The sequence below is a fragment of the Burkholderia semiarida genome, from assembly GCF_029268935.1.
Classification (GTDB): Bacteria; Pseudomonadota; Gammaproteobacteria; order Burkholderiales; family Burkholderiaceae; genus Burkholderia; species Burkholderia semiarida.
The window spans coordinates 706447-730603 of record NZ_JAHLCL010000005.1 but is presented as its reverse complement, the minus strand read 5'-3'; the positions used below and the strand labels follow the sequence as shown (position 1 = coordinate 730603).

The 24157-nt window shown below is 69.0% G+C and carries 22 protein-coding genes; 4 read left to right on the top strand and 18 right to left on the bottom strand.

Annotation, left to right across the window (positions count from 1 at the left end; translation table 11 throughout):
* Genes KPB06_RS10020 through KPB06_RS09950 form a run of 15 tightly spaced genes read right to left on the bottom strand, consistent with a single transcriptional unit; the run spans position 1 to position 16326 of the window.
* Positions 1 to 1848, bottom strand: a complete 1848-nt coding sequence (locus KPB06_RS10020) for an acyl-CoA dehydrogenase (protein WP_275905490.1) — start codon at positions 1846 to 1848, stop codon at positions 1 to 3.
* Positions 1848 to 2942 (bottom strand): hypothetical protein, encoded by a 1095-nt coding sequence (locus KPB06_RS10015; protein WP_060009058.1) that lies wholly within the window; start codon positions 2940 to 2942, stop codon positions 1848 to 1850. Before KPB06_RS10015 ends, KPB06_RS10020 begins: the two co-directional genes overlap by 1 nt.
* Complete coding sequence (locus KPB06_RS10010; RefSeq protein WP_275905491.1) at positions 2939 to 4522, bottom strand: acyl-CoA ligase (AMP-forming), exosortase A system-associated; 1584 nt, start codon at positions 4520 to 4522, stop codon at positions 2939 to 2941. Before KPB06_RS10010 ends, KPB06_RS10015 begins: the two co-directional genes overlap by 4 nt.
* A 16-nt stretch (positions 4523 to 4538) precedes the next feature.
* Complete coding sequence (locus KPB06_RS10005; protein WP_099318231.1) at positions 4539 to 5714, bottom strand: PLP-dependent decarboxylase; 1176 nt, start codon at positions 5712 to 5714, stop codon at positions 4539 to 4541.
* On the bottom strand, positions 5704 to 6693 hold the full coding sequence (locus KPB06_RS10000) for a beta-ketoacyl-[acyl-carrier-protein] synthase family protein (protein ID WP_060967177.1): 990 nt from the start codon (positions 6691 to 6693) through the stop codon (positions 5704 to 5706). The genes KPB06_RS10005 and KPB06_RS10000 overlap by 11 nt, the downstream gene beginning before the upstream one ends.
* A gap of 1 nt (position 6694) precedes the next feature.
* A complete protein-coding gene (locus KPB06_RS09995; protein ID WP_059579151.1) occupies positions 6695 to 7678 on the bottom strand; it encodes a ferritin-like domain-containing protein in 984 nt (327 codons plus the stop codon).
* 1 nt (position 7679) lies between these two features.
* On the bottom strand, positions 7680 to 8309 hold the full coding sequence (locus tag KPB06_RS09990; RefSeq protein WP_275905492.1) for a hypothetical protein: 630 nt from the start codon (positions 8307 to 8309) through the stop codon (positions 7680 to 7682).
* Between the two features lies 1 nt (position 8310).
* A complete protein-coding gene (locus KPB06_RS09985; RefSeq protein ID WP_060967175.1) occupies positions 8311 to 9186 on the bottom strand; it encodes a hypothetical protein in 876 nt (291 codons plus the stop codon).
* Between the two features lie 7 nt (positions 9187 to 9193).
* A complete protein-coding gene (locus KPB06_RS09980) occupies positions 9194 to 9448 on the bottom strand; it encodes an acyl carrier protein (protein WP_006481176.1) in 255 nt (84 codons plus the stop codon).
* A 58-nt stretch (positions 9449 to 9506) separates the two neighbouring features.
* Entirely contained in the window at positions 9507 to 10592 is a 1086-nt protein-coding gene (locus KPB06_RS09975) for a hypothetical protein (RefSeq protein WP_275905493.1), read from the bottom strand.
* 13 nt (positions 10593 to 10605) lie between these two features.
* Entirely contained in the window at positions 10606 to 11934 is a 1329-nt protein-coding gene (locus tag KPB06_RS09970) for a hypothetical protein (protein WP_275905494.1), read from the bottom strand.
* Positions 11924 to 12667, bottom strand: a complete 744-nt coding sequence (locus tag KPB06_RS09965) for an outer membrane lipoprotein-sorting protein (protein WP_124861355.1) — start codon at positions 12665 to 12667, stop codon at positions 11924 to 11926. Before KPB06_RS09965 ends, KPB06_RS09970 begins: the two co-directional genes overlap by 11 nt.
* Entirely contained in the window at positions 12664 to 13881 is a 1218-nt protein-coding gene (locus KPB06_RS09960) for an ABC transporter permease (RefSeq protein WP_275905495.1), read from the bottom strand. The genes KPB06_RS09965 and KPB06_RS09960 overlap by 4 nt, the downstream gene beginning before the upstream one ends.
* Positions 13853 to 14563, bottom strand: coding sequence for an ABC transporter ATP-binding protein (locus tag KPB06_RS09955; RefSeq protein WP_089465921.1), 711 nt, complete (start codon positions 14561 to 14563; stop codon positions 13853 to 13855). Before KPB06_RS09955 ends, KPB06_RS09960 begins: the two co-directional genes overlap by 29 nt.
* Positions 14560 to 16326, bottom strand: coding sequence for a fatty acyl-AMP ligase (locus KPB06_RS09950; RefSeq protein ID WP_275905496.1), 1767 nt, complete (start codon positions 16324 to 16326; stop codon positions 14560 to 14562). The genes KPB06_RS09955 and KPB06_RS09950 overlap by 4 nt, the downstream gene beginning before the upstream one ends.
* A gap of 379 nt (positions 16327 to 16705) precedes the next feature.
* On the opposite strand from KPB06_RS09950, the gene KPB06_RS09945 reads away from it, so the two are divergent.
* On the top strand, positions 16706 to 17653 hold the full coding sequence (locus tag KPB06_RS09945) for a fatty acid desaturase family protein (RefSeq protein ID WP_275905497.1): 948 nt from the start codon (positions 16706 to 16708) through the stop codon (positions 17651 to 17653).
* Positions 17654 to 17682: 29 nt separating this feature from the next.
* Positions 17683 to 18543, top strand: a complete 861-nt coding sequence (locus tag KPB06_RS09940) for a ferritin family protein (protein WP_060967486.1) — start codon at positions 17683 to 17685, stop codon at positions 18541 to 18543.
* A 199-nt stretch (positions 18544 to 18742) separates the two neighbouring features.
* Here KPB06_RS09940 and KPB06_RS09935 read toward each other — a convergent pair whose 3' ends face one another.
* Positions 18743 to 18946: a hypothetical protein gene (locus KPB06_RS09935; protein ID WP_146075244.1), complete on the bottom strand. Its 204-nt coding sequence runs from the start codon at positions 18944 to 18946 to the stop codon at positions 18743 to 18745.
* A gap of 224 nt (positions 18947 to 19170) precedes the next feature.
* On the opposite strand from KPB06_RS09935, the gene KPB06_RS09930 reads away from it, so the two are divergent.
* Together KPB06_RS09930 and KPB06_RS09925 are read left to right on the top strand one after the other, a co-directional pair.
* Positions 19171 to 20163, top strand: a complete 993-nt coding sequence (locus tag KPB06_RS09930; RefSeq protein ID WP_059583808.1) for a LysR substrate-binding domain-containing protein — start codon at positions 19171 to 19173, stop codon at positions 20161 to 20163.
* Between the two features lie 147 nt (positions 20164 to 20310).
* Positions 20311 to 21135: an alpha/beta fold hydrolase gene (locus KPB06_RS09925; protein WP_060010738.1), complete on the top strand. Its 825-nt coding sequence runs from the start codon at positions 20311 to 20313 to the stop codon at positions 21133 to 21135.
* A gap of 55 nt (positions 21136 to 21190) precedes the next feature.
* On the opposite strand, the gene proP is transcribed toward KPB06_RS09925, so the two are convergent.
* On the bottom strand, positions 21191 to 22660 hold the full coding sequence (proP, locus tag KPB06_RS09920; protein ID WP_089466232.1) for a glycine betaine/L-proline transporter ProP: 1470 nt from the start codon (positions 22658 to 22660) through the stop codon (positions 21191 to 21193).
* A gap of 268 nt (positions 22661 to 22928) precedes the next feature.
* On the bottom strand, positions 22929 to 23957 hold the full coding sequence (locus tag KPB06_RS09915) for a DNA topoisomerase IB (RefSeq protein ID WP_124657561.1): 1029 nt from the start codon (positions 23955 to 23957) through the stop codon (positions 22929 to 22931).
* Between the last annotated feature and the right edge of the window lie 200 nt (positions 23958 to 24157).

The following is a 24157-nucleotide window of genomic DNA, read 5'->3' as shown; positions in this document are numbered from 1 at the left end:
TCATTCCGCCGCGGCGAGTTCGTCGCTACTGACGCTGATCGCCGCGTGCGCCATCGCGGCGATCACGGCCGCGTGCTGGTCGACGACGGGCAGCACGTTCGCGAAGTAGTAGCGCGCGCTTTTCAGCTTGCCGCGATAGAACGCGAGCTCGGCCGGCATGTCGGCCGTTTCCGGCGCATCGAGCCGGCGCGCGGCGATCGTCGCCGATTCGAGCAGCACCCACGCCGACGTGACCACGCCGAACATCTCCAGAAAGCGCGTGTAGAACTGGCTGCTGCGATGCGTGTGGCCGTCCTGCACGTCGCGCGCGATGTCGTCGAGCGCGGCGGCGATCCGGTCGGCGCCCGCGCGCAGCGCGTCGAACAGCGGCCGCAGCTCCGCCTGCGTGCCGGCCTGATGCTGCTGGGCGAGGAAGGCGTCGAGTTCGTCGCGGTAGTACTGGATCAGCCGCGAATGGCGGCCGAAGCCGAGCTTGTCGCGCACGAGGTCCTGCGCCTGGATGTAGTTCGTGCCTTCCCAGATCGACAGGATCTTCACGTCGCGCGCGTTCTGCTCGACGGGGCTCGCGTCGGTATAGCCGAGCCCGCCATGCACCTGGATCGCGGTCTCGCAGATGCGCCATGCCTGGTCGGAGATGAACGCCTTGCAGATCGGCGTCAGCAGCAGTTGCAGCTTGCGGTGGCGCTCGATCTCGGCCGGGTCGGCGTCGGGCGTCGCTTCGAGCATCGCCGCGCGCGTCGCGGTCGCGGCGAGCTTGCCGAGCAGGCCGCGGCAACCGTCGACGCGGCTTTTCATGTCGACCAGCATGCGCTGCACGTCCGCATGCTCGACGATCGCGACGCGCGCGGCGTTCGTGTTCGACGCGCGCTCGATCGGCCGCCCCTGCAGCCGGCGGCCCGCATACTCGACCGCGTGCAGGTACGCGCTCGACGCGACGCCGACGCCGAACATCCCGGTGCTCATCCGCGCCTGGTTCATCAGCGGCATCAACTGCAGCAGGCCGACGTTGCGCCGGCCGCCGAGCAGCCAGCCTTTCGTCGTGCCGTTCGCGCCGAACACGAGATGCGTGTTCGCGCAGCCCTTGAGCCCCATCTTGCGCGGCAGGCCGATGCAGTCGACATGGTTCGGCCGCAGCTCGCCGGTCTCTTCGTCCGGCCAGAAGCGCGGCACGACGAGGCACGACAGCGAGAATGAATCCGGCGATGCGGTATCGATGCGCCCGAGCACGAAATACAGCGTGTTTTCCGTCAGCTCGTGCATGCCGGCCGAGATGTAGACCTTTTCGCCGTCGATCGCGTAGATATCGCGTTCGAGCGGCGTCGCGCGCAGCGCGACCGCGGTGAGGTCGGTGCCCGCCTGCGGTTCGGTCGCGCAGAAGCACGCGTCCCAGCGGTACGCTTCGAGCGGCGCGATCAGCGCCTTCTGATGCGGCATGCCGTGCATCTGCAGCAGCTTGACCGCGGGGCGCGTGAAGCCGCCGTACGTCATGAACGACGGATTCGCGCCCATGAACATCTCGTAGATCATCTGCGTGACGATCGGCGGCAGCCCGTGCGCGGTGCCGAACAGCGTGTTCGACCACTCGTCGCGAAAACGCGCCCACAGCGCATGGAAATGCGAAGGAATCCGTACCTGGCCGTCGTCGAGCAGCGTGCAGCCCTCGACGTCCGCCTGCTGGTAGCTGCGCCCGAGGTCGAGCGCGAAGTCGCGCGCGCGTTCGAGCAGCGCGTCGACGGACGCACGATCGTGCGCGCTGTACGGTCCGTGTTCGAGAAAGTGCCGATCGGCCTCGAACAGTTCCCACAGAAAGAAGCGCAACTCGCGCAGGCTGACTTTGTATGCGCTCATCATGCGTCTCCTTCGATATCGAGCGCGGCGTCGAGGCCGCCGGCCAGATCGACGACGGCCGCCGCCGCCGCGCCATGCAGCGCCGCGTCCCATACGAGCACCGTGCGGCGTTCGCCTTCATCGAGCGCGCCCGCGAGCCGGATCAGCGCGGCGGCCGATTCGGCCGACGACAGATGGCCGGCCCCGTCGTGCTGGATGCGCGCGCCCACCGGGATCGACGCGGCGTCGGCCACGCGCGCCGCGAAGCCGGGATCGAAGCCGGGCGGCACGCACCAGTCGATCTGGTTCGCGCGCAGGTTGGCCTGGTCGAGCGCGCGGCGGATCGCGCGGGCGGCGACCGGCGCGAGCGTGTCGCGCAGCGCGGCCGGCGCATCGGCCCACGGATCGGCGACCGATGGCCCGAACTCCATCGCGACGGCGCGCACGCCACCCCACGCGGCCGGTTCCGGCGCCGGCCCCGCGCGCGACACGAGCAGCGCGGCGGCCGCGTCGCCGTAACCGACCAGATCGCCGAACTGGCGGAAGAACGGGTAGAGCCACTTGTCGCTGAGGATCACGAGCGCCTGGTCGCCTTCGTCGAGCAGCAGCCCGTCGAGCAGCATCAGCGCCGAATACCAGCCGAGCGTGCCGTTCTGGCCGAGCGCGAACGGCGTCACGCGCTGCAGCCCGAGTTCGTACTGCATGCGGCCGACGACCGAGTCGCCGATGCCTTCGTTGAGCGCGCAACTGGCGACGATCAGATGCGTCGTGCGCGCGAGCGCACCGGAGCCGAGCTGGTCGCGCAGGTCGAGCGCCGCATCGGCGGCGAGATCGGCGAGGCTGCGCCCCGGCGGCGCGACGCGCAGCGCGGGCCGGCCGCCCGGCGCGAGGCGCGTGCCTTCGTCGGGCGTCAGCGCGCCCATGCCGCGCGGCCGCGCAAAGCGCGCCTGCGGCAGCAGCAGATGGCGGTAGCCGGGATGGCGCTCCTGCGCCTGGATCGCGCTGAACACGACGGCGGGCGGCAGCACCACGACGCCGCCGGACAACGCGAGCGTGCCGGGCGCGGCGACGCGCGGCGCGCCGACACAGGGTTCATCGAGCGTCGACGGGGTCATGCGGCGGTCTCCTCGAGGTTCGGGCGCGCGAACGCGTCGCGATACTGCGCTTTCAGCGCCGGTCGGTCGATCTTGCCGTTCGGGTTGCGCGGCAACGCCGGCAGCGGCTCGACGACGAGCGGGTTCATGTAGGTGGGCAACGCGTCGCGGCACGCGCGGGCGATGTCGATGCGGCACGCGTCGGCGTCGAGCGTCGACACGACGCACGCGGCGATCGCCTCGCCGAGCGCCGGATGCGGAACGCCGAATACCGCGGCCTCGCGGATGTGCGGCAGCGCGAACAGCACGTCCTCGACCTCGGTCGGGCTCACGCGATAGCCGGACGTCTTGATCATGTCGTCGCCGCGCGCGACGAAGTACAGGTAGCCGTCCGCGTCGCGCCGCACGATGTCGCCGGACCATACGGCGACGTCCGGGCGCGGGATTTCGCCGTGCCGGCGCGGCAGCGGGCGAAAGCGCTGCGCGGTCAGCTCGGGCCGGTTCCAGTAGCCGAGCGTGACGAATGCGCCGCGATGCACGAGTTCGCCGGGCTCGTCGGCCGCGCATTCGCTGCCGTCCGCGCGCAGCACGAGGATTTCCGCGTTCGGCACGGCCTTGCCGATCGACGTCGGGCGCAGCGCCGCATCCGCGGGCGGCAGGTAGGTCGAGCGGAATGCCTCGGTCAGCCCGTACATCAGGTACGGCGACGCGTGCGTGAACAGCGCCTGCAGACGGTGCAGCAGCGGCGTCGCGAGATGGCCGCCGGTGTTCGCGAAGCGGCGGATCCGCGTGCGCGCGGCGTCGCTCCAGCCGGCCGATGCGAGCTGCATCCACAGCGGCGGCACGCCGGTGATCGACGTGACGCCGAACGCGTCGCAATGGCGCGGCACTTCGGCCGGCTGCAGGAAGTCGAGCGGCGTGTAGCACGCGCCGGACGCCAGCGCGGTCGTCAGCTGGCTCAGGCCCGCATCGAAGCTGAGCGGCAGCACGCCGAGCACGACGTCGTCGTCGGCGAGCTGCTGGTATGCGGCGACGCTGAACGCGCCCGACACCAGGTTGCGGTGCGATACGACGACGCCTTTCGGCTTGCCGGTCGAGCCGGACGTGTAGAGCAGCGCGGCCGGATCGTCGTCGACCGGGCGGCCGGCGGGGGCCGCTGCCGACGCCGGCGTGTCGGTGCCGGGCGAATCGATCGCATCGGCCAGTTCCTCGATCAGCAGCGTGCGCGTGCCGACGAGCGCGGCGAGCGCCGGCAGGCGCTTGAGCCGCTGCGCACCGGTCACGAACAGCGCGGCGCCGCTGTCGGCGACGATGTGTTCGATCTGCGCTTCCTTCAACTGCGGGTTGACCGGCACGAAGATCGCGCCGAGCGCGTTGGCCGCGAGCATCGCGACCACGGTTTCGATGCGCTTCGGCGCGTAGATCGCGACGCGTTCGCCGGGCTGCACGCCGCGCGCCGCGAGTACGGCGGCGGCGCGCCGGACCGCGCGGGCGAGCTGGTCGTACGTCAGCGTGCGGCCGCCGTCGGCATACGCCGGACGATGCGGCCAGCGCGCGGCGCCATGTTCGAGCAGGTCGGCAATGCTGATCAATGCGTTCATGATCGGCTCCTCTGGTTCAGGCAGGCCGCACGTACACGTGCGCGGCTTCGTGGGACAGGAAATGCGCCATCGAGTACGTGCGGTGATACGCGCCGCAGCGTGCGAACACCGCGATGTCGCCGACTTGCGGCGGCGCGCCCGTGTCGTCGCGGCCGATCACGTCCGCGCGGCTGCAGGTGCTGCCGACGTAGAGCGTCGGTACGCCACGCGACGGCGGCGCGGGCGCGCGGCGCACGAGCGACGGCGCGGCCAGGCGGCGCATCACCGATTCGGTCTGCGCGAGCAGGAACGCATGGGACAGCCCGCCGTCGCAGACGGCGATCGTGCGGTCCTGCCACGCCTTCACCGCGACGACGCGCGTCGCGAACACGCCCGCATCGGCGAAGATCGCGCGGCCGGATTCATGGGCGAGCGAATACTGGCCGGCCAGCGGCGCGAGCGCCGCGGCATAGCGCTCGAACGCGGCATCGCCCGGATGATCGTCGGCGAAGCCGCCGCCGAGGCTCAACGAGCCGAGCGGCGCGCCGTTGGCCGGCGCGAGATCGCGGGCGAGCGCCGCGAGCAGTTCGGGCAGCACGAGCGTGTCGGGCTGCGCCGGGTCCTGGCGGATGAACGAATGCGGGCCGGAGAACACGTGCAGCCCGGCCACGGGCAAGCCGGCGGCCGCGAGCGTGCGCACCGCGTCGTGCGCCTCGTTCGGCGTCATCCCGAAGTGGTCGTGCCACTGCGCCCGCGCATGAACGCCGGCCAGCGCGCCGGCGTTCACGCGCAGCAGCACGGCGCCCGGCGTGCTGCCGCCGGCCGCCGCTTCGCGCGCGAGCGGCACGAAACGCGCGACCGCGTCCGGGTTGTCGAGCACGAAATGGCAGCGCGACGCGAGCCCCGCACGCATGAACATCTCGTCCATCGACGGATTGTTCAGGTAGCGCGGCGTCCTGATCCGGCCGATTACCGCATCGAGTTCGCCGCGGCTCGCGAGTTCGACGCCGTCCTCGTACGCATGCGCGCAGCGCGCGAGCATGTCCTGGTTCGGGTTCGCCTTCAGCGACACGATCAGCCGCGTGCCGAGCCGCGCCTTCAGCGACCGGTAGCGGGCGATCGCGACCTCCGGCTCGTACACGTAGCACGGCGTACGCAGGTCGGCGATCCACGCGTGATCGGCGGCGGGCGGAAGCGGGCGTTCAGGCGTCATGGCGGCCCACCGGATGAAGCGTGGCGGCCGCATACGCGCCGCAGTTCGACTGCATCACGCCGAGCACGCGCTTGCCGTGCGCGAGCGCATCGAGCCCGACGTCGGCCAGGTTGATCGGGAAATCCGAACAGCATGCGTGGCCGCGCGCATGGATGTTGTCCGCATAGAGCCGCTCGGCCGGCACGCGCATCGCGCGGCACAGCGCGTTCCAGCCGGGCAGGTCGGCGTTGTGCGGCAGCACGAGGTCGTACGCGTCGAGCGCGTGCGGCTCGAGCGCGACGGCCGCGTCGATCGCCCGGCGCGTGTACGGCCACTCCATCATGATCAGATCGGCCTCGTTCGCGGCGACCGTGTCCGACCCGCGATGCCATTTCGCGTGCGTTTCGATCGCGATGCCGCCGAGCCGGTTCTTCGTGCTGTTGCGCACGATCAGCATCGCGGCCGCGCCGTCGCACTGCACGCCCGTCATCTGCCGCATCCGGTAATCCTCGCCGTACACGCGGTCGGACGACACGACGAGCGCCGCGTCGAGCCGCGGATGGCGGCGCATCAGCGCGCGCACGGTTTCGATGCCGGCCGCGACCGACACGCAGTTCAGTTGCGCGACGGAGCCGAGCCACAGCGGCTCGATGCCGAACCGCGCGGCCACTTCGTGCGGCAGGCTGCGCGGCGCCGGCGGCACGCTGAATTGCTGCGTATGCACGTGCACGATCGCGCCGACGTCGGACGGATGCACGCGCGCGGTGTCGAGCAGCCGGCCGACCGCCGCGATCGCGAGATCGGTCTCGCTCGTGTCGAGCGCCATGTGGAAATAGCGGCTGCCCGACTGCGCGATCGCGGCCGCCCGCTGGGCCGGATAGTCGCGCTCGGCGGCCCAGGCCTCGATGTCGACGGGCGGGCCCGGCAGCTCGTAGGCCACCGCGTCGATGCCGATCCAGAAGCCGGCGTCGCGGGATGCGTGGGAAGAGGGCATCGTCATGTCAGTTGAGCGGCATCGCCGCGTAGTCGAGGACGTCGAGCTTTTCGAAGGTCGCCTGCACGGTCGGCGTGAGCAGGCCCATTTCGCGGATCGTCGGCACGAGGCGCCGGAAGATCGAGCGGCGGATCGAGCTCGACACCGGCGATTCGCGCACCATCGCGCTGCATTCGCGCTTGGACAGCCCCATCGGTTCCCAGATGTCGTCCGCGCACAGGTGCTCGTACAGCACGGCCGCGCCTTCGCAGATGAACTCCTCGCGCTCGCGCAGTTCGTGCGAACTCATTTCCGCGTACACGCGGCACAGCGTGATCCGGCCGACCGCGAAGTGGCGCGCTTCGTCGCGCTGGATCCGCAGGAACAAGTCCTTGATGAACGGGTCGGTGCTGTATGCGACGACGCTCTGGAAGATCGACAGCGCGATGCCTTCGACGAGCACCTGCATCCCGAGGTTCGTCATGTCGAGCGCGCTGCTGGTGATCGTGTCGTGCAGCAGCCCCTTCAGCGAGCGGCTCATCGGGTAGCTGACGTCGAGCTTCTCGTTGACGAGCTTCGCGTACGCCTCGACGTGGCGTGCTTCGTCCATCATCTGCGCGGCCGCGCACAGCCGCGCGCTCAGGCCGCTCTCGGCCGACGCGAGCTTCGACGCGCAGATCAGCGCGGCCTGCTCGCCGTGCAGAATCTGCGACAGCAGCCAGCCCTGCGCGTGATGGCGCACCTCGCGCTTGTCGGCGTCGGCGAGCTTGCCCCACAGCTCGGTGCCGTAGATCAGGAGCGTCGGGTCGGGCATGCCGAGCGGGTTGGCCGGATCGAGGTCGTGGCGCCAGTCGACGTCGGTCGCGACGTCCCACTGCGCGGCCTTCGCCTTCTCGTACAGCCGGTTCAGCGCCTCTTCGCGCAGTGCGTAGTCGTTCGACATCAGCGCGTCGACGGGCATCGACCAGCGGATATCGGCCGTGTCCTGCATCACGGTAAGCGTGTCATTCATGTCAGGGTCTCCCCGGCCGCGCGGCGGCGCCGGAATGATGGGCGGAATCGGTGAGCGGGGCGGCGGCGCGCGACGCGCCCGGATGCGGTTCGAGCCGGATCGCGAACGACGGCCACGCGCCGCGCAGTTGCGCGTCGAACGCGTCGGCGAGCCGCGCGGGCCAGATCGCGCAGCACACGCGGTTGTCGCCGGCGAATTCCGCATCGCGCAGGATGCGGTCGCCGATCCACACGACCGGTGCGCCGCGTGCGGCGTCGCGCAACGCTTCGTCGTACAGGTGCACGCCGAGCAGCACGTGCGGCGCGAGCAGTTCGGCCGGCAGCGCGCCGAAATACGGCGCGCACACGTCGATGAACACGCGGGCTTCCGGATGCACGGCGTCGCGGATCCGCGCGGTGACTTCCGCGAGGAATCCGAAATACTGCACGTGGTCGAGCAGCACGCGGCGCTCGCCGCCGGCCGCGTCGTACGCATTGCCCGCGTCGTACGCGTCGCCGGCCGCTTCCGCGAGCGCGGCGCGCGCATAGTCGGCCGGCGTGCCGAGCGGCATCCGGTACGCGCTGGCCGCGACCGCGACCGGCTGCCGCGCGTCGCGCTCGATCCGGTAGGTGAAATGAACGGGACGCACCATGTCATGCCTCGCCGTCGAGAGAGAACGTCGCGTCCGGCGCGAACGCGACGTCCGCGATCGCGTAATAGCCGTTCAGCGCGAGCGAGCAGACGGCCGCGCGGCGCGGCGTGTCGCCGTCGCGGTGCGCGAGCAGCACCGACAGCCACGGGTCGCTGCCGAACGCATGCCCGAACACGCCGTGGCCGTCCGGCAGCAGCGGTGTCTTGCCGACCGACGCGAGCAGCGCGCGACGCGACGTGGCCGGGAAGAACGGCAGCGCCGCGTGCAGCCCGGGGCGCGCCGCGCAGAACGTGCGGATGTCGCGGCCGAGCCGCACGACCGCGCTGGCCGGCGGCGCGGCGTCGGCGATCACCGACTGCGCCGGTTCGCGGCCGACGTCGACGAGCAGCGTGCAGACGCCGAAGCCCGAGCGTCCCCACGCGGGATTGCCGTGCCAGTACGTATAGCCGTGCACGTCGATGTCGACGATCTGCAGCAGCAGCGTGCGCGGCCCCGTCTCGGCCGCGGTCGCGAGCGTGCGGCGCAGCACGTAGCCCCAGCCCGCGCATTCGTACGAGCAGGTCATCCAGTCGGGCGTGTAGTCGTTCGCGCCGGCCAGCGCCTGCGCGAACACGCGATGCTGCGGCGAATCGTTCATCAGCAACATCGACAGGATCGTCGAGCTGACCACGTAGTCGTCCGCGCCGACCGCGCCGCACAGCCGCTCGCGTTCGGCGCACGCGAGCGTGCCGATCGCGCGGGCCGTGTCGTCGAGCGGCGCGGCCACGCCGTCGCGCGACGGCGCGACGCGCCGGTACGCGAGCGCCTGCACGGTCAGCGCAGTGGCCGGGGCCGGCTGGACGGCGGCGGCCGCCATGGGGGCGAGGGGCGCGAGCATCGCCGTGTCAGGCCGCGTGCTGCTGGCTGCGCAGTTGCGCGTCGAGCTGCTGCAGCGTCGTGTACTGCGTGATGTTCAGCGCTTCCGGATCGATCGAACCGTAAAGCTGTTCGCAGAACACGATCAGCTCGACGATGTTCAGCGAATCGATGCCGAGTTCGCCGATGCCGGCGTCCGTGTCGACGGTTTCGACGTTGAGGATCTTCGCGACTTCGCGGGACAGGATGTCGAGCGCGTCGGCCGGAACGTTCTGGGTCGTCATGAGAGGAGCTCCTGGAGTTGAGTGGGTTCGATCGGGATCGATCGGCCTGTCGCGTGGGTCAACTGCCGGCTTCGCAGCGCAGGCTCTTGCGAAGCTCGTGATAACAACGGTACGAACTGCCTTCCATCTTCGAAAACGCCAGCAGGTCGCGCTGGTCGTCGAACAGCTGCACCTTGCCGTCGCGCACGAGCGCGGTCAGGAACTCGTTCGACAGCAGCTTGATCGCGAGCACGCGCTGCACCTTGCCGAAGCTGTAGTGCGCGTCGTCGGTCTGGGCGCGCGCGGCGTCCGCGATGAAGCGATGCACGGCGCGCGCGTCGGCATCGAGCTCGATGCGGCCGGTCCGTTCGAGCCAGCCGACGTGCGCCATCAGCGCGCGAACGAAGTACGGCCGCACGACGGTCAGGTATTTGTTGAACACGGTCGGGCCGCCGATGCGCAGGCGATCCTCGGCGGCGACGCGCACCTGGCCGCCGACGTTCGCAAGCTGCAGGTTGCCCGCGAGGAACGGCGCGCCGCAGGTCGCGCGTTTCAGTTTTCGATACTCGTCGGGCCACACGAGATAGGCGGCCGGGAACATCACGCCCGGCAGGCGTGCCGCGACGACGGCCATGCAGTCGCGGTGCGCCTCGATGCCCCACACCTTGTCGACGGTCAGCGCGAGCCCGTTGTCGTCGCTGCGCACGACCGTGCGCCAGGCGGCGAGCGTCGGGCCGCCGCCGTCGCTCATCAGGAACGCGAAGTGATGGCCGGCGTCGATGCACTCGCATGCGCGGCGGTTCTGGTCGTCGGAGAAGAACAGCCCGAACATGATGCGGATGAACGCGCGCATGAACGGCTTGAACAGGTGATGAAATCCTTCGCGGCCGATCTGTTCGAGCAGCGCTTCGGTGAGCGGCGCCTCGTCGTGCCGCAGCGGTGTCGACGCGGACGCATCCGGCAGCACGTCCGGTGCGGCGGTGCGCAGCGCGATCACCATCTCGCTGTCGAGCAGCCGCACGGCGGCGGCTTCGACGAGCCGGGCCGCCGCGTGCGGCGGCGTGCCGATCGCGTCGAGGTGGCGCAGCACCGGATACGCGGCCTGGTCGGCCACGCGCAGGCGCAGCGGCGGTGCGATCGGGTTGGGGGCGGAAAGCGTGGACATGGCAGGGTTCCAGTCAGAAACGCACGCGCACGGCGGCGTCGATGCGGGTGCCGAGACCGACCATCCGGTACTCGGAATTGCTGTCGGAAAACGCGTGCGACACGGCGACATCGACGCTCACGCGCTTGTTCACGTCGGCGACGATCTGCGCGATCGCGAGCAGGCCCTTGTCCTGCGGCGAATAGACGCCGCGCAGCGAATACTCGACGCGGCCGATCTTCTTGCCGAGCCGCGCGAACAGGTAGTCGCGCAGGTTGCCGTCGACGCTCACGAAGTTGGCCGTGCCGCCGAGGCCGGCCAGCGCGACGCCGGGCGCGACGGGCAGCAGCGCGTTGTTCGCCTGCGCCGCGCCGACCATCCGGCGCCACTGGCTTGCGTCGTAACGCGCTTCGTCGTGCGACCACTCGACGATCAGCGACAGGTTGCCGGGCAGCGCGCTCTGCATGCCGACCGCGCTGCGCCACATGTACTGGCGGTCGTTGCGGCGATCGACGGCGTCGTAGGCCGCCGCCGAATCGAGCGGCGTACCGTTCGCGATGAAGGCCGGCAGCGGCCGCGTCGTGCCGCGTTCGACCCACGCGCTCGCGTAGACGGTGTTCGAGCGCGCGACGTCGAACGACAGCGTCGCGCCGACGCCGCCGCGGCCCGCGTGACGGCCGGCGAGCAGCGCGGCCGAGCCGCCCGACCCATTGTAGGCGCCGCGCACGAGCTGCGTCGCGCCGGCTACGTCGCGGTTGTCGACGTCGTTGCGCAGAGTGCGGTTCTCGCCGGCAATGAACTGCAGCGTGGTCTGCTCGCCCGCCCATTTCGCTTCGACGAGCGGCGTGCCTTCGACGTCGCCGTAGCGATCGTAGATGTCGGCCGTCGCGGCCCGTTTCTGAAAGAAGCCGAGCGGAAAGAACGCCTGCGACGTGTCGAGCGCGTCGATCCGCTTGCCGGCCGTGAGCGTGATGCCGTTGTCGAACGCGTAGCGCACGCCGGCTTCGTTGAAGCGGCTTGCCTGCGCGCCGAGCGAATGGTTGCTCGCGACGACGCGCGCATTCGCGAACAGGTTCTCGCCGTCGATGCGCGCGAGCAGCCCGGCTTCCTGCTGGTCGCGCGGCGAGTCGCCGATCAGGCGGCCGAGCAATGCGCGGCCGTCCATGCTGTCGACGGAGCGCGCGTAGCCGATGCCGTTGAGCGTGCCGAGCTGGTCCATCAGCGATTCTCCATGCGCGAGCGTGCAGCCGAGCGCGAGCGGGATCGCGAGCGCGACACCGGGCCAGCCGCGGCGGGCGCGATCGGGTGATGAGCGGAGGCGGTCACGATGAGCATCGGCATCGGCGTCGTACTCACTGGCCATCGGCGAGCGTGTCGGGGTTGAACCAGCCCGACGGAATCTTGCGCGGCTGACCGTCGAGGATGTCGACGACGCTCGCGCGCTGCTTCTCGACCTCGTTGCGATAGGTGATCTTGCGGATCACCTTGCGGCCGTTCGCGTCGACCGGCGCGGAGAAATCGGCGCTGCGAAACAGCAGGCCGCTCGCGAGGAAGAACTGCGCGCGCACCGGCACGTCGGTGTCGGGCGTGACCCACAGCTTGATCGTCGGATAGACGTTGTCGGGATCGGTCGCGCTCAGGTCGAGCTCGGTGGCCGGCTTGCCGGCGATCGTGGTCGTGCCGGGGGCGGCCGTCGCGCGATAGCTGTCCGCCCAGTGCGTGCGCGTGATGTCGCTGATCACGACTTCGCCCTGCAGCCGCTGCATCCCGTTGATGCGCACCGCGCTGCGCGTGTTCGGCACGTAGAACCAGTGCCCGCGCGTCGTCGCGAGGTACTTCTGGCCGTCGTTCTCGCCGCTGCGCGTCAGCGCGAGCGTGTCGCCGTTGCCGCGCGTGTAGACGAGATAGCGCGTCGCGTCGCCGGACTGTCCGCCGACCTCGTTGGTGATCTCGATGTTGGTCTGCGTATCGGCGGCCGTGCTGCGGTACGCGTCGGCACGGGCGAGCATGGTCTGGGCCGTCGGCGTGTCGGCCGCCTGCGCGGCGAGCGGCGCGCACGCGACGAGCGCGGCGAACGTCAGGCGAATGCGATTCATGGGGCGAGTCCTTCGAGGATGTTGCGTTTCGCGAGACCGAGCGTCGCGAGCAGCGCCGCGGCCACGCCGAGCACGACGAACGCGGCTTCGACGGCGGCCACGGCGGCGGGCGACACCGTGAATTCGAGCAGGATCGGCTTCACGCGGCCGGGCGGCGCGGGCAGGTGGATCTGCGCGTGATTGAGCGCGACCATCGTCAGCAGCGCGAGCGCGATGCCGGCGGCCGCGCCGAGCAGGCCGAGCAGCGCGGTTTCCTGGATCAGCACGCCGCGCACCGTCGCGGCCGGCACGCCGAGCGCGCGCAGCGTCGAGATCTCGCGGCGGCGTTCGACGATGCTCATCAAGATCCAGTTGCTCATCGACAGCAGGATCGTCACGCACAGGATCGCGCCGAACACCGAGAACTGGTTCTTGTACAGCGCGACGACCTGGTGATAGAGCGACACGAGCTGATCCCAGGTCCGCACGTCGAGCGTCGGCAGCGCGGCGCGCAGCGTCGCGGCGGCGGCCGGCGTGCCGGCGGTGTCGTCGAGGAACACCGCGATGCGCGACGCGCGGTCGGTGCGCAGCAGCGCCTGCGCGGCCGTGAACGTCACGTCGACGATCCGTTCGTCGACGTCCTTGTTGCCGGTGCTCATCACGCCGACGATCTGCGCGTCGGTCGCGTTGATGCCGCCGTGCGCGGTCGACGCCATCAACTGCACGACCGAGCCGACGTGCACGCCGAGCTTGCGCGCGAGTTCCGCGCCGACGACGACTTCGGTGCCGGCATTCGTCGGCGACAGGTAGCGGCCCGACAGCACCGTGTGATAGTCGAAGAAGCCGGGCGGCTCGCGGTTCGGCTCGATGCCTTCGCCGACGAAACCGTAGCTGAGGTCGCCGTTCGACACGAGGCCGTCGAAGTCGATGCCGCGTGCGGTCGTCGCGACGCCGCGCAGCTTTGCGATCGCCTGCGTGGCGGCGGCCTGCTCGTCGGCGGTCAGCCCGTACTGCAGCGGCCGCTCGCCGATCAGGTCGAGATAGCCGTGGTGCAGCACCTGCACATGGCCGACGCCGCTGTCGATCGACCCTTCGCGCACCGCGTCGAAGGTCGCGATCACGTAGCCGAGCGCGAGGCTCGACGCGAACGCGGCGACGCCGATCATCGCCATCGTCAGCACGGTGCGGCGCTTGTTGCGCCAGAGGTTACGCCACGCAAACGTCGACCAGTTCACGATTCACTCCCGGTACGCCGTCGCGCATCTCGATGCGGCGCGGCAGGTGCGCACACAGACGATCGTCGTGCGACGCAATCAGAAAGGCGGTGCCCAGTGTGCGGTTGGTGTCGAGGATCAACTCGGCGACCGCCCGCGCGTTGGCGCTGTCGAGGCTCGCGGTCGGCTCGTCCGCGATCACGATCGCCGGCTCCTTGGCGAGCGCGCGGGCCAGCGCGACGCGCTGCTGCTCGCCGCCGGACAGCTCGCCTGGGCGATGCCGTTCGCGCGCGGCGAGCCCCACCGCGTCGAGCATCGCGCGCGCGCGTTCGCGCCGCGTGCGCGGCGTGCCCCACGCGAAGCAGCCGAGCTCGACGTTCTCGAGCGCCGACATCACCGGAATCAGGTTGAATTGCTGGAACACGAAGCCGATGCGTTCGCGGCGAATCCGTTCGAGCGTGCCCGGCGCGTCGTCGATCCGGCGGCCTTCGAGCCAGCGTTCGCCGCTGTTCGGCACGTCGAGAAAGCCTGCGAGGTTCAGCAGCGTGCTCTTGCCGCTGCCCGACGGGCCGATGAGCGCGACGACGTCGCGCGGGGCGATCGAGATCGTCGCGCCGCGCACCGCGACGACACGGCCCGCGCCCTCGTACACGCGCGTGACGTCGCGTAGCTCGAGCACCGGCGAAAGCGACGCGGGCGTCATGCGAACGCTCCCTGGCCGGCTTCGGCGACGGCGGCCGATGCGGCGATCACGGGCAACGCGCCGTTCGCATAGAGATCGCGGCATTTCAGGCGTTGCAGCTTGCCGCTCGTCGTGCGCGGCAGCGAGCCGGGCTCGACGAAACACAAATCCTGCGCGGCGAAGCCGATGCGCGACGCGAGCAACTGCTGGCACTCGGTACGCGTTTGCGGCGTCGCGTCGACGGGCCGTGCCTCGATCGCGACCACCAGCCGCTCGGTGCCGGTTTCGGGGTCGGGCAGGCCGAACGCGATGCACGTGCTCTTGCGCAGCGCGCTGTGCGACGCGAGCGCTTCCTCGATCTCGTGCGGGAAATAGTTGCTGCCGCGAATGATGATGACTTCCTTCTTGCGGCCGAGGATATGCAGCTGGCCGTCCGCGACGTAGCCGATGTCGCCGGTGCGGAACCAGCCGTCGGCCGTCAGCGGCGCGGCGATCGTGCCGTCGTCGGGATTCAGGTAGCCGAGCATCACCGACGTGCCGCGGATCGCGACTTCGCCGACCGCGCGGTTGCCCAGCGCATGGTCGCCGTCGTCGAGGATGCAGAACGCCATCCCGTCGATCGGCGTGCCCATCGCGAGCACCGTTTCGGTCTCCGTCTCGCGCCCGTCGTTCGCGGCGGCAGGCTGCGCGTCGCGGCGCTCGATCAGCGCGCGCCGGTCGAGCGTATCGGTGATCACGTACGGTGCGCCTTCAACCGCGCCTTCGTGCCATGCACGATGCATCGATACCGCGAGCGTCGATTCGGCCATCCCGTAGCACGGTTGCAGCGCCGACGCCGCCAGCCCGTACGGCGCGAACGTCGCGGCGAAATCGCGCAGCGTCGCGTCGTCCACGCGTTCGCCGCCGATGAAGATGTTGCGGCACGCGGACAGATCGACGCCGTCCATCGCGGCGGCATTGAAGCGGCGCACGCAGTAGCGCAGCGCGAAGGTCGGCACGGACGTCGTCGTCGCGCGTGCCGATGCGATGCGCTTCAGCCAGCCGAGCGGATTCCGGATGAAGCTGTTCGGCTGCATCATCAGCAGCGGCGCACGGTAATGCAGATTGGACAGCAGCGTGAGCAGCCCCATGTCGTGATAGAGCGGCAGCCACGACGCGGTGCCGTCGCCGGCCGCGATATCGAAGCGCACCGACCCGCCGATGCCGAGCACGTTCGCGATCACGTTCTCGTGGCTCAGCACCGCGGCTTTCGGATGCGACGTCGAACCCGACGTGAGCTGGACATGATGCGGATCGTGGCCGCTCTTCGCGCTGATTGGGGCGCGCGCGCCGGCATCCGCGGCGCTCGACAGCGTCGCGAGATCGACGACGCGCGTGGCGGTCGCCGGAAACGCGTCGTCGCGCCAGGCCGCGGCCTGCGCATCCGCGGCGATGACGAGGCGCGGCCGGTACAGCTCGCACGCGACGTCCGCCACCTGCCGCGCGGCCGTTGGCCGCCGCACGGGAACCGGCACGGTGCAGGGCAGTGCGCCCGTCATCACGCAGGCCATCATCACGGCAGCGTGCTCGACCGACGCGGGCAGCGCCAGCATCACGAGATCGTTCTCGCGCACGCCGAGCTCGCGCAGCGCGCCGGCCTGGCGAAACACCTCTTGCGCGAAGTGCCGGTACGTGATGCCCGCTTCGCGGCCCGCATCGTCGACGAACGTCATGCGATGCATGGCGCCCGCGACGTCCTCGAGCGATTCGATCAGGCGATGAATGGTGGATGCGTACTTCGTCACGAGGGTTCTCCCCTTGAGGAACACGGCCGCTCCCGCCGCGGTGCCGGCGGCGCCGTTCGTCGAGTGAGGAGGATTCTTGCCGGATCGATCGGCGGCGACAAACGGAATCTATGCAGGCTATGCATGAGCGGCACGCATCCACGAGGTGACTGGTCGGTCTCATTCGACCGGTCGTCTAGTTCACGATGTGGTGCGCTCATGCGCGGGCGTCATGCAATGCGTTCGGAAAATTCGTTTGTCCGAAACATCGACTCACAGAAGAATGGCAACCCGGCAGCGCGCCAGCGTCGCCGCGTCATCGTGCCGGGCAGCCCGGCCCAAGGAGAGCGTCTTGTCCGTCACCTCATCGCTTGTCGCCCGGCCGAAACCGGTTACAGACATGAAGAGCCGCCCGAGCGGCGTGGTCTTCTCGCTGAAGCTGGTTGTATACGTTGCGCTCGTCGCGCACGGGATGATGTTCGCGCTGTCGGCGCTCGTGATCCTGAAGGCGATCGGCATCCTGCTGATCGGTGCGATGTATGCGCACGGCGTCGAGCTGCAGCACCAGGCGCTGCATTACCAGGGATTCCGCAGCAAGCGCCTGAACATGGTGTTCGGCGTGCTGCTCGGCATGCCGATGCTCGTGTCGTTCCACGCATACCAGGACAGCCACCTGCGCCATCACCGGCTGCTCGGCACGCCGGAGAACAAGGAGTTCTTCGACTACGGCGACCAGTACGGCGCGAGCCCCGTCGTCAATGTCGGGCTGTGGATGTGGCGGCTGTCGATGGCCGCGCACTATATCCAGTTCGCGAGGAACGTCGTGAAGCTCGTCGTGCCGGGCGCGCGCTTCGGCGACAATGCGCTCGTGTCGCGCGCGATCCGCCGCGACTACCTGCTGATGGCGGCCGCGATCGCGCTGCTCGCGGTGCTGTCGTCCGTGCTGCACACGTGGTTCGTCGTCTGGGTGTGGGTCGTCCCGCTCGTGTTCGTCGCGGCGCCCGTGCACGCGCTGGTCGAGATGCCCGAGCACTACCGCTGCGACCTGACGAGCACCGACCCGTTCCGCAACACGCGGACGATCGAGAGCAACGCGTTCATGACGTGGTTCACGAACGGCAACAACTATCACGTCGAGCATCACATGATGCCGAACCTGCCGATCGAGCGGTTGCACGACCTGCATGGCGCGATCGCGCCGCGCATCCGCTATTACCACCGCTCGTATCGGCAGTTCTACCATGCGTTGCTGCGCGGCCGGCTCGCGCCGCGTTCGGTGGACGACGATCGGGACGATCGCGAGCCCGATGCGGAAGCCGCCGCGCCGGCGTCGACGCAGTCGGCATGAGCGCCGGTGCGGATTGCATGGCGACGACGGTGACGACGATGCTCTATCCGGAACTTTTCAGGTCGCTCGAAGCTGTCCGCTGGGACATGGAGAAGGACATTCCGTGGGACAGGTTCGACGCTTCGCTGCTCACCGACGAGCAGGCGAAGACGATCAAGATGAACGCGATCACCGAATGGTCGGCGCTGCCCGCGACGGAAATGTTCCTGCGCGACAACCAGCACGACAGCGACTTTTCCGCGTTCATGAGCGTGTGGTTCTTCGAGGAGCAGAAGCATTCGCTCGTGCTGATGGAATATCTGCGCCGCTTCAAGCCGGAGCTGGTGCCGACCGAGGAGGAACTGCACGCGGTGCGCTTCCAGTTCGATCCGGCGCCGCCGCTCGAGACACTGATGCTGCACTTCTGCGGCGAGATCCGCTTGAACCACTGGTACCGCTGCGCGGCCGACTGGCACACCGAGCCCGTCATCAAGCAGATCTACGAAACGATTTCGCGCGACGAGGCGCGTCATGGCGGCGCGTACCTGCGCTACATGAAGAAGGCGCTGAACAACTGCGGCGACGTCGCACGTGCGGCCTTCGCGAAGATCGGCGTGCTGATGGCGTCGGCGCGCCGCACCGAGAAGCCGCTGCACCCGACCAACCTGCACGTGAACCAGGCGCTGTTCCCGCGCGACACCGTGCAATCGCGCCTGCCGGATCCGGAATGGCTCGAGCGCTGGCTCGACGACCAGATCCGTTTCGACGGCGAGTGGGAGAAGAAGGTGGTCGAGCGGATCCTGCACAACCTGTCGATCCTGTTCGAGCGCACGTTCGCCACCGCGCAGGAGCTGAACCGCTATCGCCGCGAAGTGACGGCGCGGGCGAATGGGGTGCCGGGCAACGCGTAGTGAATCGGTCCTCGCGCGGCACGGCGACCCCCGGCCCCCGGATTCCGGCCGACAGGCGAACCCGATGCACGCTGACCGGCATTGCCGGCCGGCGGGTTATTCGTATCCGGAAATAATCGGCTCATCAGTTTCTTGAACCCGCATGGCAAGCTTGAATGTCGTGTGTTTAGTATTTTTCAATAAACGTTGAATTCCGGATTTAAAAGGCATTTTGTTCGTCCGTTGCGGGCGGTTTGTTTTTTCGCAATCCGGAAAACAAAATGAATAGTCGGCTGATTGAAATTGAATTGTATGCGTCGGGGGCCAGCTTTTCCGGTGTGAAGCAATCGCCGCGGCAGCGGCGGATTTCGCCGGTAAATGCCTGTTTTGGCGAGAGTTTTACCGCTGTTTTTGAGCCTTCCATTCACTTGCATATCGATTTACAAAATCACTACCCGATAATATTTGTGTAAGAAAATATCGATGCAACGAAATTCGATAGATAAATACAAGTGTCACGATTGAAAATAAGAATGGAATGCATCCGTGCTTTCACTATAAAATCGTTTCAGAATCCAAATAGGAGAGACGATTCAGGGAGACGAACGGCAACTTGCCTGTCGGTGGGTGCAACTTTGAGGCGGCGGTATGGCTAATGTGAGATTGGCAAAGAGATTGAGAAGTTTGCCTTCGCTGGATTTCCTGAGAGGCTTCGAATGCGCGGCGCGCCATTTGAGCTTCACGCGTGCGGGGCAGGAACTGAACGTCACGCAGTCGGCCGTGAGCCGCCAGGTCAAGGCGCTCGAGGAGCAGCTCCGGATCGAGCTCTTTCATCGGCACATTCGTTCGCTGACGTTGACCGACAAGGGGCGCGAGTTGTACGACGCGATCTCGTTCGCGTTGTCCGATCTCGAATCCGTGGTCGGCAAGCTGTCGTCGAGTGTCGGCCAGCGCGCCATCTCGTTGTCGACCACCGTCTCGTTCGCCGCGCTGTGGCTGATTCCGCGTCTCGGTTCGTTCCGCGCAAGCTATCCGGACATCGACGTGCGCGTGTCGGCCACGAGCGAAATCGAAGATCTCAAGCGCAAACGTTTGCATCTGGCCGTGCGCTATGCCGGCCCGTATACGTCGACCGACGATACGGACGTGCTGTTTCGCGAGCGTGTCGTGGCCGTATGCAGCCCGAGCCTGATGACGGCGGCGGGCGACGCCGCGTCGATGAAGCCGGCCGACCTCGACAAGCACGTGCTGCTGCATCTCGACGACCCGCGCGGCGAATGGCCGTGGCACGGGTGGAGCCAATTGCTGAAGGAACTCGGCGTGCCGCGGCTGCGGCCGGCCGGCGCGCTGCACTTCAGCCAGTACGATCAACTGATCCAGGCGGCGGTCGACGGGCACGGCATCGCGATCGGAAGGCGGCCGCTGGTCGACGGGCTGTTGAAGCAGGGGCGGCTCGTCGAGCTGTTCCCGCATTGCACCGTTGCATCGGGCAGCTATGTGCTCGTGCAGAACCCCGATGCTTGCAACGAATTCGATATCGCGGTGCTGACCAACTGGCTGCTCGAACAAGCGTGCCATCCGCTCGTGTCGGAGCACGACACGGCCGGCAGCAACGTGCTGCCGATGTATCGCGTCGGATAGCGCGGCACGGCGAATGCGCGGTGCGCGGCGTCATGCGCAGCCGCTGCAAATTGTGCGATGATGCGCCGCTTCGCGTTCGTCACAGAACGCCGCCATCGCGGCGCCCGTTTCCGGGCTGCCGCCGAGCCCTGACACTCCGGAGGCAGCATGCCCGCACAGCGCATTCAAGGCAGTACCCTGCATTACCACGATCATGGCACCGGGTTTCCGGTGCTGCTCGGGCACAGCTATCTGTGGGACGCCACGATGTGGGCGCCGCAGATCGATGCGCTGTCGAGCCGGTATCGCGTGATCGTGCCGGACCTGTGGGGGCACGGCGAATCGGGCGCGCTGCCGCAAGGCACGCACACGCTCGACGACCTCGCCGCGCACGCGAGCGCGCTGCTCGACGCGCTGGACATCGAACAGTGCGCGGTCGTCGGGCTCAGCGTCGGCGGCATGTGGGGCGCGCGGCTCGCATTGCGCGAGCCGCGGCGCGTGCGCTCGCTCGTGATCATGGACGCGTCGCTCGAAGCCGAGCCCGATGCGACGCGCACCCGCTATTTCGCGATGCTCGATGCGATCGAGGCCGCGGGCCGCATCGCGCCGCCGTTGCTCGACGCGATCGTGCCGCTGTTCTTCCGGCCGGACGTCAATCTGGAGGGCCCGGTGCCGGCCGCGTTTCGCCAAGCGCTCGCGAACCTGCCCGCCGACCGGCTGCGGCAATCGATCGCGCCGCTCGGCCGGCTGATTTTCGGCCGGCCCGACACGCTCGCGGCACTCGCCGAACTCGATGCCGCGCGCACGCTGCTGATGTGCGGCGCGGGCGACATGGCGCGCCCGCCGTCGGAAACCGTGAAGATGGCGAACGTGATCGGCTGTGCGCATACGCTGGTGCCCGACGCCGGCCATATCTCGAACCTGGAAAATCCCGCGTTCGTCACGCGCGCGCTGCTCGACTGGTTCGACGCGCAGCAACTGCAGGCGAACTGACGATCGCGCGAACGGCGACGCCCGCGCAGGCCGCGCGGCGTCGCATCGATCCGCGTCACGCGCGCTCGCTGACCGGCGTGAACTTGCGATCGCGCACACGCGCTTCGTCGGCCCCGCCGCGCACGAGGCTCAACGCTTCCGCGCGGCTCGCGACGCACGGCCCGGAACCGGGCAGCGGCTGGCGCGCGGTCTCGCGCAGCGCGAGCACCGACACGATGCCGATGAACGACGCGCCCATCAGGTAGTACGCGGGCATCATCAGGTCGCCGGTGCGATCGACGAGCCATGCGGTGACGAGCGGCGTCGTGCCGCCGAACAGCGACACCGACACGTTGAAGCCGATCGCGAGCGCGCCGTAGCGGATCCGCGTCGGGAACAGCGCGGGCAGCGCCGACGGCATCACGCCGGTGAACGTCGACAGCAGGATGCCGTAGATCAGCATCCCGCCAAAGATCGGCAGCATGCCGCCGGTGCGGATCAGCATCAGCGCCGGCACCGACAGCGCGAGCAGGCCCACGCAGCCCGCCATCATCACCGGCTTGCGGCCGACCTTGTCCGACAGATGCCCGGCGTAGAGCGTCATCGGCATCATCAGCACCATCACGAGCAGCACCATGAAGAGCCCGAGCGATTCGCGCACGTGCAGCGTCGCCGACAGGTAGCTCGGCAGATACGACAGCGCCATGTAGTCGGTCACGTTGAAGATCAGCACGAGGCCGACGCATTGCAGCAGCGGCTTCCACTGTTCGACGAGCAGCGTCGCGAAGCGCTGCTTCGGCCGCGCGCGCTCGTCCGCCTCGCGTGCTTCGGCTTCCTTTTTGAATGCCGGCGTTTCCTCCAGCCTGAGCCGCACGTAGAGGCCGACGAGGCCGAGCGGGCCGGCGATGAAGAACGGTACGCGCCAGCCCCACGACAGCAGCGCTTCCTGCGACAGCGTGGCCGTCAACAGCGCGACCGTGGCCGCGCCGAGCGTATAGCCGATCAGCGTGCCGAACTCGAGGAAGCTGCCCATGAAGCCGCGGCGCTTGTCGGTCGAGAACTCGGCGATGAAGGTGGCGGCGCCGCCGTATTCGCCGCCGGTCGAGAAGCCCTGCACGAGGCGGGCGACGAGCAGCAGGATCGGGGCCATGATGCCGATCGACGCATAGCTCGGGATCAGGCCGATCGCGAAGGTGCCGACGGCCATCATGATCATCGTGGCGGCGAGCACGCGCTGGCGGCCGATGCGGTCGCCGAGCGGGCCGAACACCATGCCGCCGAGCGGGCGCACGAGGAACGCGGCCGCGAACGTGCCGAAGGTGGCGAGCAACTGCGCGGACGGGCTGCTGGACGGGAAGAACACCTTGCCGAGCGTGACGGCGATATAGCTGTAGACGCCGAAGTCGAACCATTCCATCGCATTGCCGAACGCCATCGCGCCAACCGCGCGCTTGAGGACGGCCGGGTCGACGATCGTGACGTCATCCAGCTTGAGGGCCTTGCGCGAAGACCGGGCTTTCGCGGGGTGCGCTTGCGATGAACTCAATGAACGCTCCTGGAATTGCCTTGGCAACCGGCAGGCGCGCAGCGGGGCCGTGCGGGCCGACGGACAGCGAAGGCGGATATCTCGGGGATGCCTCGATGCCGGTGGCGTGACGCGCGCAGCGGGCGACACCGGGCAGGCGTGTTGTGCGAACCAGTTTAGAGAAACGCGCGCGAGCGGCTATCGGTCATGCGCCCGGAACCCGGTGGTAAACGACACGCGGGCAGCCGCGCCGGTCGCGCGTGGTCGGGCCTCGGCCCGAAGTGCATGCTCATCTCGCCGCGCGCCTGCTGGCGGAAACCAGCAACGCGACGAACGCCGCTTCGTCCGCGCGCAGGCCGCGCGGCGTACGCCGGACCGCGAGCGTGGCGAGCGCGCCGGACTCGAACGCGTCGAGCACGGCCGGATGAATGTAGCAGCGCCGGCAGACGGCCGGCGTGTTGCGCAGCAGGTCAGCCACCGCGCGCACGGTCTCGACGATCTGCTTGCGCGCATGCGTGACGCCGCGATGCGGCGTGCGCCGCAACAATCCCAGCGCGTGCACGCTGCCGGCCCACGTCCGGTAATCCTTCGCGGTGAAATCGGCGCCGCCGGCCTCGCGCAGGTAGTCGTTCACGTCGGACGACCCGACCGGATGGCGTACGCCGTCGTCGTCCACATACTGGAACAGCTCGTGACCGGGCAGCTCCGCGCAGCGCCGCACGATCCGCGCGACCCGCGCGTCGTCGACCGTCACGTCGTGTTCGATCCCGCTCTTGCCGGCGAAGCGCAGGCGCACCCGGCCGGGCTGGATCTTCAAATGGCGCTTGCGCAGCGTCGTCAGCCCGTACGAGCCGTTTTCGCGCGCGTATTCCGCGTTGCCGATCCGCGCGAGCGTCGTGTCGAGCAAGCGGACGATCGTCGCGACGACCTTGTCGCGCGGCATGCCCGGCAACGCCAGATCGCGCGTGACGCGCGCGCGGATGCGCGGCAGCGCCCGCGCGAACGCGGCCATCCGCGCATACTTGTTCGCATCGCGGGTCGCGCGCCACTGCGGGTGATAGCGATACTGCTTGCGCCCGCGTGCGTCGCGGCCCGTCGCCTGCAGATGGCCGAGCGGATCCGCGCAGATCCACACGTCGGTATAGGCGGGCGGGATCGCGAGCGCGTCGATGCGGGCGATTTCCGCGGCATCGCGAATGCGCGTGCCGTCCTGCGCGTAGTACGCGAAGCCGTTGCGCAGCCGGCGGCGCGTGTAGCCGGGGTGGCGGTCGTCGACATGGCGCAGTGCGGCGACCGTGCCTGAAGCGTGCTGCTTCATGCCGCGGGGCGCCGACGGGAGCCGGCGGCGGTGCGCGGCGACCCGCGTTCACGTGCAGCGATCATGCTTGTCTCCTTGGGTTCGCGTGAAGGGCGGGCGTCCGGCATGGGGTGCGAACAGCCATGGCGAAGGAGCAAGAACCGTGCGCCGCTCCGCGCGGGGCGGCCAGCGCGGTTAGGTGTTTATACGTATGCCGATTC